Origin of the sequence: Pseudomonas sp. WS 5411, assembly GCF_012985595.1 — a bacterium.
Taxonomy (GTDB): Bacteria; Pseudomonadota; Gammaproteobacteria; order Pseudomonadales; family Pseudomonadaceae; genus Aquipseudomonas; species Aquipseudomonas shahriarae.
Genome location: NZ_JAARMC010000003.1, coordinates 94279 through 106732, shown reverse-complemented (window position 1 = coordinate 106732; position 12454 = coordinate 94279). Strand labels below are relative to the sequence as shown.

The following is a 12454-nucleotide window of genomic DNA, read 5'->3' as shown; positions in this document are numbered from 1 at the left end:
ACAAGAAAGAAAACCAATTACTTGATTTTGCCTTCTTTGTAGATCACGTGCTTGCGAACGCGCGGGTCGAACATTTTCTTTTCGAGCTTGTCCGGGGTAGTACGCTTGTTCTTGTCGGTAGTGTAGAAGTGACCAGTACCGGCGCTAGAGATCATTCGAATCAATTCACGCATGATTTAGCTCCTTAGATTTTGCCGTCGCGGCGCAGTTCAGCGAGCACGACAGTGATGCCACGCTTGTCGATGATGCGCATGCCTTTGGCAGATACGCGCAGACGGACAAAACGTTTCTCTTCTTCAACCCAGAAGCGGTGATGCTGCAGGTTTGGCAGGAAACGACGACGGGTTTTGTTGTTTGCGTGGGAAATGTTATTCCCAGTCACCGGACCCTTACCGGTAACTTGACAGACTCTCGACATGCCTCAGCCCTCTAAAACCACATGCCCAACCCGGCATGGGTTGGCCGCTTAATCTCTCAGTCATTTGGCGCCAGGCGCCGCGTTTCTTTAAGGGTCTTACCGGCTACACCTACAGTGAAGGAACCGGGCCCCTAGAAAAGAGCGCTGCTTTATACCAGAAAGACCCAAGCGCAACAACAGCCGGTGTGTTTTTCCCGCTGTAAATCTCGCCCAAGCAGCTCTCAAGCGCTGCCAGGGTGGGCCGCCGTGCCGCCGGACCGCTCGTCGCACCGAATGATTTATCGCCGCTGCTTGTAGGCCAAGGCCCCGGGCAAAATGACCTGAAGCGCCATCAAAACAGTATTTGTCCTAAATGCACAGGCAAAAATGGGCTAGTCATTTGTGAATCAGGCCACTACGGTAGGCCTTTTCCAGACTGCACTCGCAGATGGGCCTCCGATCTGCAAAGGAAACCGACCATGCGCCTCGCTGCCCTGCCACTTCTACTCGCCCCGCTCTTCCTCGCCCCGCTGGCCCAGGCGGCCTCCACGTTGAGCGTCTGCACCGAGGCCAGCCCCGAAGGGTTCGATGTGGTGCAGTACAACTCGCTGACCACCACCAACGCCTCGGCGGATGTGCTGATGAACCGCCTGGTGGACTACGACGCCACGAGCGGCAAGCTGGTGCCGAGCCTGGCCGACAGCTGGGAAGTCTCGCCGGACGGCCTGACCTACACCTTTAAATTGCACCCGGGCGTCAAATTCCACCGCACCGCGTATTTCAGCCCAAGCCGCAGCCTTACCGCCGAAGATGTACGTTTCAGCTTCGAACGCATGCTCGACCCGGCCAATCCCTGGCACCAGATCGCCCAGAGCGGCTTCCCCCACGCCCAGTCCTTGCAACTGCCGGCGCTGATCAAAAAGATCGACGCCCTGGATCCGCTGACCGTGCGTTTTACCCTGGATCACGCCGACTCCACGTTCCTCGCCGCGCTGAGCATGGGCTTTGCCTCGATCTACCCGGCCGAATACGCCGACAAGCTGCTCAAGGCCGGCACCCCGGAAAAGCTCAACAGCCAGCCCATCGGCACCGGCCCCTTTGTTTTCGGGCGTTTCCAGAAAGATGCAGCGATTCGCTACAAAGCCAACCCGGATTACTTCGCCGGCAAGCCTGCTGTGGATAACTTGATCTTCGCCATCACCCCGGACGCCAACGTGCGCCTGCAGAAACTGCGCCGGGATGAGTGCCAGATCGCCTTGTCACCCAAGCCCCTGGATATCGGCGAGGCGCAAAAGGATGCGGCCCTCAAGGTGGAAAAGACCGCAGCCTTCATGACCGCGTTTGTGGCCATCAACAGTCAGCACCCACCGTTGGACAAGCCAGAAGTGCGCCAGGCGATCAACCTGGCCTTCGACAAGGCCAGCTACCTCAAGGCCGTGTTTGAAGGCACCGCCGAAGCCGCCACCGGCCCCTACCCGCCCAATACCTGGGGTTTTGCCAAGGAATTGCCGGGTTATCCACAGGACATCGCCAAGGCCAAGGCCCTGCTGGCCCGCGCCGGGCTGAGTGACGGCTTCAAGACCACCCTTTGGACCCGGCCCTCGGGCAGCCTGCTCAACCCCAACCCAAGCCTGGGCGCACAACTGCTGCAGGCGGACCTGGCCAAGGTCGGCATCCAGGCCGAGATCCGCGTGATCGAATGGGGCGAACTGATCCGCCGCGCCAAGGCTGGCGAGCACGACCTGCTGTTTATGGGCTGGGCCGGCGACAACGGCGACCCGGATAACTTCCTGACCCCGCAGTTTTCCTGCGCGGCGGTAAAATCCGGCACCAACTTTGCCCGTTACTGCGACCCGGCACTGGACAAGCTGATCAGTGCCGGCAAGACCACCAATGAGCAAGGCGTGCGCAGCAAGCTGTATCAACAGGCACAGGCGCAGATCCAGCAGCAGGCGCTGTGGTTGCCACTGGCTCATCCGACGGCCTTTGCCCTGACCCGTAAAAATGTCGAGGGGTATCAGGTCAGCCCGTTTGGGCGCCAGGATTTCTCCAAGGTCAGCGTAAAGCCCTGACCCGGCCGTTGTAGGAGCCGGCAAGCCGGCCCCTACAAGCAACTGCGTTACAGCCAACCGTATTCGGCCATCGACAGCGGGTCACCGTCGCCGATAATGATGTGATCCAGTACCCGCACATCCACCAGATCGAGGGCCTTTTGCAGATGCTTGGTCAGTTTTCGATCAGCAATGCTGGGCTCGGCATTCCCGGAGGGGTGGTTGTGGCACAGGATCAACGCCGCTGCGTTGTAGTCCAGGGCGCGCTTGACCACCTGTCGCGGGTACACCATGGCATTGTCTATGGTGCCCTGGAACAGCGCTTCGAAGCCCAGCACCCGGTGCCTTGAATCAAGAAACAGGCAGCCGAATATTTCGTGGGGCTCATGGCGCAGCAGCGCCTTGAGGTAGTCACGCACGGCAACCGGGCTTTCCAGCACCGACTCATTGCGCACATGCTCGGCCAGATGGCGCCGGCCCATTTCCAGCACCGCCTGCAACTGGGCGAACTTAGCCGGCCCCAGGCCCAGATGCTGGATGAAGACGGTTTGGCGGGCCTCCAGCAACGAACGCAGGCTGCCAAATTGCCCCAGCAGATGGCGCGCCAAGTCCACCGCACTTTTACCCGAGACGCCGGTACGCAGGAAAATCGCCAGCAACTCGGCATCCGAGAGACTTGCCGCCCCCAACTCCAAAAGCTTCTCCCGCGGGCGCTCCGCCGCAGGCCAATTGCGAATACTCATGGCACCTCCGTGTGCATGTGCGCCGCTGTTGCATGGCGGACGCTGTGTTATCTTAGCCGCTCTTTTTTGCGCGCGATTTCACCTGGGGAGGGGGGATCGCAACGCCATCACTGAACTGGAAAGGCAAACCAATGCAGCGTCTGTATCGGAAACGCATCGTTCTCGGCGTCGGCGGCGGTATTGCCGCCTACAAGAGCGCAGAGTTGGTTCGCAGGCTCCTGGACCAGGGCGCCGAAGTGCGCGTGGTCATGACCCGTGGCGGCAGTGAGTTCATTACCCCGCTGACCATGCAGGCCCTGTCCGGCCACCCGGTGCACCTGGACCTGCTGGACCCGGCAGCCGAAGCCGCCATGGGCCATATCGAACTGGCCAAATGGGCCGACCTGGTGCTGATCGCACCCGCCACCGCTGACCTCATCGCGCGCCTCGCCCAAGGCATTGCCGACGACCTGCTGACCACGCTGGTGCTGGCCACCGACGCCACCGTCGCCATTGCCCCGGCAATGAACCAGGCCATGTGGCGCGACCCCGCCACCCAGGCCAACACCCAACTCCTGCAAAGCCGTGGCCTCAAGGTCTTCGGCCCGGCCTCCGGCAGCCAGGCCTGTGGCGACGTCGGCCTGGGGCGCATGCTCGAAGCCACGGACCTGGCGCTGTGTGCCGCCGAGTGCTTCCAGCATCTGGCCCTGACCGGTAAGCACGTACTGATTACCGCCGGCCCGACCCAGGAAAACATCGACCCGGTGCGCTACATCACCAACCATAGCTCAGGGAAAATGGGCTTTGCCCTGGCAGAAGCGGCGGTTGAGGCAGGCGCACGCGTGACCCTGATCACCGGCCCGGTGCATCTGCCGACCCCGGATCGGGTCACCCGCATCGACGTAGTCAGCGCCCGCGACATGCTCGCGGCCTGTGAGGCGGCGATTCCCTGCGATGTGTTTATCGCGTCGGCAGCGGTCGCAGACTACCGCCCGGAAGTGGTTGCCCCACAAAAACTCAAGAAAGACCCTACAAGCGGCGACGGCCTGCTCCTGCAAATGGTGCGCAACCCGGACATTTTGGCCACCATCGCCACCCGCGCGGATCGTCCGTTCAGCGTCGGTTTCGCTGCCGAAACCGAAAACCTGCTGGACTACGCCGCACGCAAACTGAAAGACAAAAACCTCGACCTGATCGTTGCCAATGATGTCGCCAACCCGAGCATCGGCTTCAACAGCGAGGAAAACGCCTGCAGCGTGATTGATCGCGAGCTGCACGCCACCCTTTTCGCCCAGACCAGCAAGGGCAAGATTGCCCGCCAACTGATCTCTTTTATCGCCCAACGGCTGAACCAGGTTTAATGTCCATGCACGCTTTGCAAGCCAAGATCCTCGACCCCCGCCTCGGTACCGACTTCCCACTGCCGGCCTACGCCACACCGGGCTCCGCCGGCCTGGACCTGCGCGCCATGCTCAAGCAAGACACCGTCCTTGAGCCGGGCCAGACCCTGCTGATCCCCACCGGCCTGTCGATCTACGTCGGCGACCCCGGTCTGGCCGCCTTGATCCTGCCGCGCTCCGGCCTGGGTCACAAACACGGGATCGTGCTGGGCAACCTGGTGGGCTTGATCGACTCGGACTACCAGGGCGAATTGATGGTCTCGTGCTGGAACCGTGGCCAGACCGCCTTCAACATCGCCGTCGGCGAGCGCATTGCTCAACTGGTCCTGGTGCCGGTGGTGCAGGCACATTTCGAACTGGTCACCGAGTTCGACGAAACCCAGCGTGGCGCGGGCGGCTTCGGGCATTCCGGTAGCCACTGACTACGCTCAGGCATGCCGGACTCTGTGTCCGACATGCCCCAGTGGCATTTTCGCACCACGAACTCTAGGGCAAAAACGCCGTCTTACCCTTCAGTTTGAGCCTGCCGGTCGCCACACTCCGGCATGTCCGCCCCGTATCGATGGAGTTTCCCCAGTGATGAGCAACGCAGCCCCAGTCGCACCGACGTTTCCCGACAGCATTTTCCGCGCCTACGACATCCGTGGTGTCGTCCCGAAAACCCTGACCGCCGAAACCGCCTACTGGATCGGCCGCGCCATCGGCTCGCAAAGCCTGGCCCAGGGCGAGCCCAACGTCTCTGTGGGACGTGACGGTCGCCTGTCCGGCCCCGAGCTGGTGGAGCGCCTGATCCAGGGCCTGGCCGACAGCGGCTGCCATGTCAGCGACGTTGGCCTGGTGCCGACCCCGGCGCTGTACTACGCCGCCAACGTGCTGGCCGGCAAATCCGGCGTGATGCTCACTGGCAGCCACAACCCATCGGACTACAACGGCTTCAAGATCGTGATTGCCGGCGATACCCTGGCCAACGAACAGATCCAGGCCCTGCACACTCGCCTCAAGACCAATGACCTGACCAGCGGTAAGGGCAGCATCACCAAGGTCGATATCCTCCAGCGCTACTCGGACGAAATCACCCGTGACGTCAAGCTCGAGCGGCGCCTGAAAGTCGTGGTGGACTGCGGCAACGGCGCGGCCGGCGTGATCGCCCCGCAACTGCTCGAAGCCTTGAACTGCGAAGTGATCCCGCTGTTCTGCGAAGTCGACGGCAATTTCCCCAACCATCACCCGGACCCGGGCAAGCCTGAAAATCTGGTGGACCTGATCGCCAAGGTCGCAGAAGTGGGCGCCGATGTCGGCCTGGCCTTCGATGGCGACGGAGACCGCGTAGGCGTGGTGACCAACACCGGCAGCATCGTGTTCCCCGACCGCCTGCTGATGCTGTTCGCCCGCGACGTAGTGGCGCGCAACCCCGGTGCCGAGATCATCTTCGACGTCAAATGCACCCGGCGCCTGACGCCGTTGATCAAGGAATACGGCGGCCGCCCACTGATGTGGAAGACCGGTCACTCGTTGATCAAAAAGAAAATGAAAGAAACCGGCGCCCTGCTGGCCGGCGAAATGAGCGGCCATGTGTTCTTCAAGGAGCGCTGGTTCGGTTTTGACGACGGCATCTATAGCGCCGCCCGCCTGCTGGAGATCCTCAGCAAGGAAAAATCCAGCGCTGAAGACCTGTTCGAGACCTTCCCGAACGATATTTCTACGCCGGAAATCAATATCCATGTGACCGAAGAGAGCAAATTCAGCATCATTGACGCATTGCACGATGCGCAATGGGGTGCAGGCGCCAACCTGACCACCATTGATGGTGTGCGAGTCGATTATGCCGAAGGCTGGGGCCTGGTTCGCGCGTCCAACACCACTCCGGTGCTGGTCCTGCGTTTCGAGGCGGATACCGAGGCCGAGTTGCAGCGCATCAAGGACGTGTTCCACGCCCAGTTGAAACGTGTTGCCCCTGATCTCCAACTACCGTTCTGATTATTTGCCCCGGAGCCCTGAATGACCCTCGAACGCGAAGCCGCCGCCAACACCGCCAAGGTCCTTTCCGAAGCGTTGCCTTACATTCGACGCTACGTCGGCAAGACGCTGGTGATCAAGTACGGCGGCAATGCCATGGAAAGCGACGAGCTGAAAACCGGCTTTGCCCGTGACATCGTGCTGATGAAAGCCGTCGGGATCAACCCGGTGGTGGTGCACGGCGGCGGCCCGCAAATCGGTGACCTGCTCAAGCGCCTGTCCATCGAGAGTCATTTCATCGACGGCATGCGTGTTACCGATGCGCAGACCATGGACGTGGTGGAGATGGTCCTGGGCGGCCAGGTGAACAAAGACATCGTCAACCTGATCAACCGTCACGGCGGCAGCGCCATCGGCCTGACCGGCAAGGACGCCGAGCTGATCCGTGCGAAGAAACTTACCGTGACCCGCAAGACTCCGGAGATGACCCAGCCGGAAATCATCGACATCGGCCAGGTGGGCGAAGTGATCGGCATCAACACCGATTTGCTCAACCTGCTGGTCAAGGGCGACTTCATCCCGGTGATCGCGCCGATTGGTGTGGGGGCCAATGGCGAGTCCTACAACATCAACGCCGATCTGGTGGCGGGCAAGGTGGCCGAGGCACTCAAGGCCGAGAAGCTGATGCTGCTGACCAATATCGCCGGCCTGATGGACAAGGAAGGCAAGGTTCTGACCGGTCTGACTACCCAGCAAGTCGACGATCTGATCGCCGACGGCACCATCTACGGCGGCATGCTGCCGAAGATCCGCTGCGCACTGGAAGCGGTGCAAGGTGGCGTAGGCAGCTCGCTGATCATCGACGGCCGGGTGCCCAATGCGGTGCTGCTGGAGATCTTCACTGATACGGGCATGGGTACGCTGATCAGCAATCGCAAGCGTCCGTAAGCGCTGAAACAAAAAGCCCCCGTTCAACTGGATTGAACGGGGGCTTTTTTGTGGCCAATCTGCAACAGGGTGGATATCCCCTGTGTCAGACGCCAAACTGCTCGCGGTACGCACGCACTGCCGGCAGGTGCTGCTTGAGCTGCGGGTCGTCTTCCAGGAACTGCAATACCTGGTTCAGCGACACGATGCTCACCACGGGAATCCCGAAGTCACGTTCCACTTCCTGGATCGCCGACAACTCACCGTTGCCGCGTTCCTGGCGGTTCAACGCGATCAGCACGCCCGCAGCCTTGGCGCCGTCCTGGGACGCAATGATCTGCATCACTTCACGAATCGCGGTACCGGCAGTGATCACGTCGTCGATGATCAGCACATCGCCGGTCAGCGGCGCGCCGACCAGGCTACCGCCCTCACCGTGGGCCTTGGCTTCCTTGCGGTTGAAACACCACGGCAGATCGCGGTCGTGATGTTCAGCCAGGGCCACTGCGGTCGCGGCGGCCAACGGAATGCCTTTGTAGGCCGGGCCAAACAGCACGTCGAAGGCAATACCGCTTTCAACGATGGCGGCGGCGTAGAAACGCCCCAGTTGCGCCAGGGCAGAACCCGAGTTGAACAGGCCGGCATTGAAGAAGTATGGGCTGGTGCGCCCGGACTTGAGGGTGAACTCACCGAAGCGCAAAACCCCGCGATCGATGGCAAAACGAATGAAATCGCGTTGATACGCCTGCATGAAAAAAGCCTCAGATACCACGGATTTAGCTAAATAGGTAGACGGCGTGTATCATACACGCACGCGATTTTTGGGGCCATTTATGCGGATCATCAGTGTGAACGTTAATGGTATTCAGGCTGCAGTCGAGCGTGGTTTGCTCAGTTGGCTGCAAGCCCAGAATGCCGACGTCATCTGCCTGCAGGACACCCGCGCCTCCGCCTTTGAACTGGACGACCCAGCCTTCCAACTGGATGGCTACTTCCTTTATGCCTGTGATGCCGAAGTCCCTGCCCAAGGTGGCGTGGCTCTGTACTCACGGTTGCAACCCAAGGCGGTCATCAGCGGCCTCGGCTTCGAGACAGCCGATCGCTACGGGCGCTACCTGCAAGCCGATTTCGACAAAGTCAGTATTGCTACCTTGCTGCTCCCTTCGGGGATGAACGGCGATGAAGACTTGAACCAGAAGTTCAAGCTAATGGACGATTTCGCCCGTTATCTGGATAAACAGCGACGCAAACGCCGCGAGTACATTTATTGTGGCTCGCTGTACGTGGCGCAACAGAAGCTGGATATCAAGAACTGGCGCGACAGCCAGCAATCCCCGGGCTTCCTGGCGCCGGAACGGGCCTGGATGGACGAGATTGTCGGCAACATGGGGTATGTAGATGCCCTGCGTGAAGTCAGCCGCGAAGGCGACCAGTACAGCTGGTGGCCGGACAACGAACAGGCCGAGATGCTTAATCTTGGCTGGCGTTTTGACTACCAGTTGCTGACCCCCGGCCTGCGCCGGTTTGTCCGCAGCGCACGTCTGCCGCGTCAACCGCGCTTCTCGCAACATGCGCCGTTGATCGTGGACTACGACTGGACCTTGACCATCTGAGGTCAATATCCAGGTACAAAAAAACCGACATCGCTGTCGGTTTTTTTGTGGGCGATCATTATTTGATCAATCGCCAGGTGAGCGGGTAACGGTAGGCAATGCCTTTGTTGGCCTTGATCCCGCCAATGATGGTCAAGATCAGTGCGGCAATTACCAGCACCACCATTAACAGGAAACCGATCACCACGAACCCCAGGACAAAGCAGACCAGCCAGGCGATGGCCACGGTCAGCTGGAAGTTCAGCGCTTCCTTGCCCTGGTCGTCGATCAGCGGGTCCATGTCCTTCTTCACCTGCCACAGGATCAATGGCCCCAACACGCTACCAAAGGGGAACACCAGGCCCAGGAACGCCGCGAAGTGACAGAGCATCGCCCATTGGCGCACTTCCTTGTTCTGGGCTGACACGGGAAGCTGGTTGTCACTCATCGCGTTGCTCCTTGAGGCCGGTTTCAGTCAGCCAGTGCGGCGTTCTGCAGTTCGAAGATTTCGCTCATACCTTTCTGGGCCAGGGCCAGCATGGCGTTCAGGTCTGCCGGCTGGAATGGCGCGCCTTCGGCGGTGCCCTGCACTTCGATGAACCCACCGGTGCTGGTCATGACCACGTTCAGGTCGGTCTCGGCAGCCGAGTCTTCCAGGTAGTCCAGGTCCAGCACTGGCTCGCCCTGGTACATGCCCACCGATACGGCGGCAATCATCTGCTTGAGCGGGTCGCCGCCTTTCAGGCCGCCGCGCTTCTTGATCACTTTCAGCGCATCGACCAGGGCCACCATGGCGCCAGTGATGGACGCGGTGCGGGTGCCGCCGTCGGCCTGGATCACGTCGCAGTCGACGTACAGGGTTACATCGCCCAGTTTAGTCATGTCCAGCGCAGCGCGCAGGGAACGGCCGATCAGACGCTGGATTTCCAGGGTACGACCGCCCTGCTTGCCACGGCTGGCTTCACGCTGGTTACGCTCGCCGGTGGCGCGCGGCAACATGCCGTACTCTGCAGTCAACCAACCCTGGCCCTGACCCTTGAGGAAACGCGGCACGCCATTCTCGACGCTGACGGTGCAGATGACCTTGGTATCGCCAAACTCGACCAGTACAGATCCCTCGGCGTGTTTGGTGTAGTTGCGGGTGATGCGGATCGAGCGGAGCTGATCGGCAGCGCGACCACTTGGACGTTTCATAGGGGATACCTGTACAGAGGACGAAAAACTGCCGAGCATTATAGAGCCGCAGGCCGCTTCTCGGCACTGCTAATAAATTCGGTAACGAATGGACACCCCCTGGCACCCTTTGTCACAGCCCGCATTTGGGGGCGCCCGCCCCGTTGCGCTACAATCCTGCGCCTTCGCAGCCAGTCGGCTTCAATCTACCCACCAGCCCGCCCGTTTGCGGGACTGCATCGCGAGGTACCTCCATGGTGCACAGCATGACTGCCTTTGCCCGCGTCGAAAAAGCCGGCGTCCAGGGCACCCTGAGCTGGGAATTGCGCTCGGTCAACAGCCGCTACCTGGAGCCGCACCTGCGCCTGCCCGAATCCTTCCGCGACCTTGAAGGCGCAGTGCGCGAAGCCCTGCGTGCCGGCATCTCCCGCGGCAAGCTGGAATGCACCCTGCGCTTTACCGAGGAAACCACCGGCAAGCCGCTGCAGGTTGACCGCGAACGCGCCGCGCAACTGGTGGCCGCCGCCGAGACCATCGCCAGCCTGATCAAACAGCCAGCGGCCCTGAACCCCCTGGAAGTGTTGGCCTGGCCTGGGGTGCTGGTGGCCGACGCCACTGACCCGCAAGCGCTGAACGCCGAAGCCCTGGCCCTGTTCAACCAGGGCCTCAAGGAGCTTAAAGCCGGCCGAGAGCGTGAAGGCGCCGAGCTGGCCCGCCTGATCAACGAACGCCTGACGGCCATTGAGGCCGACGTCGTGACCCTGCGCGAACTGGTGCCGCAGATGCTGGCCACCCAGCGTCAGAAAGTCCTCGACCGCTTCACCGACATGAAGGCCGACCTCGACCCGGTGCGCCTGGAGCAGGAAATGGTCCTGCTCGCACAAAAAAGCGACGTCGCCGAAGAACTCGACCGCCTGAGCACCCATATCCTGGAAGTGCGCCGCGTGCTCAAGTCGGCCGGTGCCGCCGGTCGGCGCCTGGACTTCCTGATGCAGGAACTCAACCGCGAAGCCAATACACTGGGCTCCAAAGCCTTCGATCCGCGCAGCACCACGGCTGCGGTCAACCTCAAAGTGTTGATCGAGCAAATGCGCGAACAAGTACAGAATATTGAGTAAGGCAACTCCCATGACCCACAGCACCGGCACCCTGTACATCATTTCCGCCCCCTCGGGCGCGGGCAAAAGCAGCCTGGTCAAGGCCCTGACCGACACCAACCCGGAGATCCGCGTATCGGTCTCCCACACCACTCGCGCCATGCGCCCGGGTGAGGTGAACGGCGTGAACTATCACTTCGTCGAACGCAGCGAATTCGTGAAGATGATCGAACACGGGGACTTCCTGGAGCGCGCCGAGGTGTTCGGCAACCTCTATGGCACGTCCCAGAGCCACTTGCAGCAGACCCTGGACGAAGGCCACGACCTGATCCTGGAAATCGACTGGCAGGGCGCCGAACAGGTGCGCCAATTGATGCCCAAGGCGCGCTCGATCTTTATCCTGCCGCCGTCCCTGGAGGCCTTGCACCAGCGCCTGACCAATCGCGGCCAGGACAGCGACCAGGTCATCGACGGCCGCATGCGCGAAGCCGTCAGTGAAATGAGCCACTATGTGGACTACGACTACCTGATCATCAACGACGATTTTTCCCACGCCCTGGACGACTTGAAGGCGATTTTCCGCGCCAATCAGCTCCAGCAAAAACGCCAACAGCAGCGTTTTGGCAAATTGTTGGCCGAACTGCTCGGTTGAATGGCTCTTCCCAAAACCGCTGCAAGGGCCTTACATTGGCACTTGTAGCGTGTTTGCCGGGGCCTGCAGAAAATCAGCGCTTCCCTAAACGCTGGTGATTTTTTAAACTGTTGAGTCCGCTCGCCCAACCGGGCAGCGCGCATCTTGCATTCGCTCCGAGGAATACCATGGCCCGCGTAACCGTTGAAGACTGCCTAGAACACGTGGATAACCGCTTTGAGCTGGTCATGCTCTCTACCAAGCGTGCCCGTCAATTGGCCACTGGCGGCAAAGAGCCACTGCTCAATTGGGAAAATGACAAGCCTACCGTGATGGCCCTGCGCGAAATCGCTGCCGGCGTGATGAGCTATGAATACATTGCCAGCGCTGAAATCGTTGAAGACGAACCGCTGTTTGCAGCGTTCGAGGACGAGTCCAACGAGGCCGTCTAAGCCTATGCCTGGTCGACGTAGCACGGCGCAGGGTCACAGCCTTCGGCAGGAGTTAA

General features: G+C 60.8%; 14 protein-coding genes and 1 pseudogene. 9 read left to right on the top strand and 6 right to left on the bottom strand.

Annotated features, from left to right (window positions below):
- Positions 1 to 17: 17 nt before the first annotated feature.
- Positions 18 to 173, bottom strand: coding sequence for a 50S ribosomal protein L33 (gene rpmG / locus HBR93_RS07080; protein WP_003176906.1), 156 nt, complete (start codon positions 171 to 173; stop codon positions 18 to 20).
- An 11-nt stretch (positions 174 to 184) separates the two neighbouring features.
- The gene (rpmB, locus tag HBR93_RS07075; RefSeq protein WP_007920377.1) at positions 185 to 418 is read right to left on the bottom strand and encodes a 50S ribosomal protein L28; all 234 of its coding nucleotides are present in this window, start codon (positions 416 to 418) and stop codon (positions 185 to 187) included.
- A gap of 458 nt (positions 419 to 876) precedes the next feature.
- Here rpmB and HBR93_RS07070 point away from each other — a divergent pair, with 458 nt between their 5' ends.
- Positions 877 to 2469 carry an ABC transporter substrate-binding protein gene (locus HBR93_RS07070; RefSeq protein ID WP_057960998.1) on the top strand — a complete coding sequence of 531 codons (1593 nt, stop codon included), beginning with the start codon at positions 877 to 879 and terminating at the stop codon, positions 2467 to 2469.
- Positions 2470 to 2516: 47 nt separating this feature from the next.
- Here HBR93_RS07070 and radC read toward each other — a convergent pair whose 3' ends face one another.
- Positions 2517 to 3191 carry a DNA repair protein RadC gene (gene radC / locus HBR93_RS07065; RefSeq protein WP_057960999.1) on the bottom strand — a complete coding sequence of 225 codons (675 nt, stop codon included), beginning with the start codon at positions 3189 to 3191 and terminating at the stop codon, positions 2517 to 2519.
- A 131-nt stretch (positions 3192 to 3322) separates the two neighbouring features.
- Between radC and coaBC the strand changes: the two genes are divergently transcribed.
- From coaBC to argB, 4 genes and pseudogenes are all read left to right on the top strand, one after another.
- The gene (gene coaBC, locus HBR93_RS07060) at positions 3323 to 4531 is read left to right on the top strand and encodes a bifunctional phosphopantothenoylcysteine decarboxylase/phosphopantothenate--cysteine ligase CoaBC (RefSeq protein ID WP_029289805.1); all 1209 of its coding nucleotides are present in this window, start codon (positions 3323 to 3325) and stop codon (positions 4529 to 4531) included.
- Between the two features lie 5 nt (positions 4532 to 4536).
- Positions 4537 to 4992, top strand: a complete 456-nt coding sequence (dut, locus tag HBR93_RS07055; protein WP_057961001.1) for a dUTP diphosphatase — start codon at positions 4537 to 4539, stop codon at positions 4990 to 4992.
- Between the two features lie 142 nt (positions 4993 to 5134).
- Positions 5135 to 6547, top strand: a pseudogene (locus HBR93_RS07050) (phosphomannomutase/phosphoglucomutase); the annotation flags it as partial.
- 21 nt (positions 6548 to 6568) lie between these two features.
- Positions 6569 to 7474 (top strand): acetylglutamate kinase, encoded by a 906-nt coding sequence (gene argB, locus HBR93_RS07045; protein ID WP_029289812.1) that lies wholly within the window; start codon positions 6569 to 6571, stop codon positions 7472 to 7474.
- Positions 7475 to 7559: 85 nt separating this feature from the next.
- Here argB and pyrE read toward each other — a convergent pair whose 3' ends face one another.
- The gene (pyrE, locus tag HBR93_RS07040) at positions 7560 to 8204 is read right to left on the bottom strand and encodes an orotate phosphoribosyltransferase (RefSeq protein ID WP_057444213.1); all 645 of its coding nucleotides are present in this window, start codon (positions 8202 to 8204) and stop codon (positions 7560 to 7562) included.
- A gap of 82 nt (positions 8205 to 8286) precedes the next feature.
- On the opposite strand from pyrE, the gene HBR93_RS07035 reads away from it, so the two are divergent.
- Positions 8287 to 9066 carry an exodeoxyribonuclease III gene (locus tag HBR93_RS07035; RefSeq protein ID WP_029289816.1) on the top strand — a complete coding sequence of 260 codons (780 nt, stop codon included), beginning with the start codon at positions 8287 to 8289 and terminating at the stop codon, positions 9064 to 9066.
- Positions 9067 to 9124: 58 nt separating this feature from the next.
- Here the strand turns inward: HBR93_RS07035 and HBR93_RS07030 are convergent, their stop codons facing one another.
- Together HBR93_RS07030 and rph are read right to left on the bottom strand one after the other, a co-directional pair.
- Positions 9125 to 9493, bottom strand: coding sequence for a DUF4870 domain-containing protein (locus tag HBR93_RS07030; protein WP_120734336.1), 369 nt, complete (start codon positions 9491 to 9493; stop codon positions 9125 to 9127).
- A gap of 23 nt (positions 9494 to 9516) precedes the next feature.
- Positions 9517 to 10239: a ribonuclease PH gene (gene rph / locus HBR93_RS07025; RefSeq protein ID WP_057440509.1), complete on the bottom strand. Its 723-nt coding sequence runs from the start codon at positions 10237 to 10239 to the stop codon at positions 9517 to 9519.
- Between the two features lie 233 nt (positions 10240 to 10472).
- Between rph and HBR93_RS07020 the strand changes: the two genes are divergently transcribed.
- The 3 genes from HBR93_RS07020 (at position 10473) to rpoZ (ending at position 12398) form a co-directional block, all read left to right on the top strand.
- Positions 10473 to 11336 (top strand): YicC/YloC family endoribonuclease, encoded by an 864-nt coding sequence (locus tag HBR93_RS07020; RefSeq protein WP_057440510.1) that lies wholly within the window; start codon positions 10473 to 10475, stop codon positions 11334 to 11336.
- Positions 11337 to 11346: 10 nt separating this feature from the next.
- Positions 11347 to 11967 (top strand): guanylate kinase, encoded by a 621-nt coding sequence (gene gmk, locus HBR93_RS07015; RefSeq protein ID WP_057440511.1) that lies wholly within the window; start codon positions 11347 to 11349, stop codon positions 11965 to 11967.
- Between the two features lie 167 nt (positions 11968 to 12134).
- Positions 12135 to 12398 (top strand): DNA-directed RNA polymerase subunit omega, encoded by a 264-nt coding sequence (gene rpoZ, locus HBR93_RS07010; protein WP_057440512.1) that lies wholly within the window; start codon positions 12135 to 12137, stop codon positions 12396 to 12398.
- The last annotated feature ends 56 nt before the right edge of the window (positions 12399 to 12454 follow it).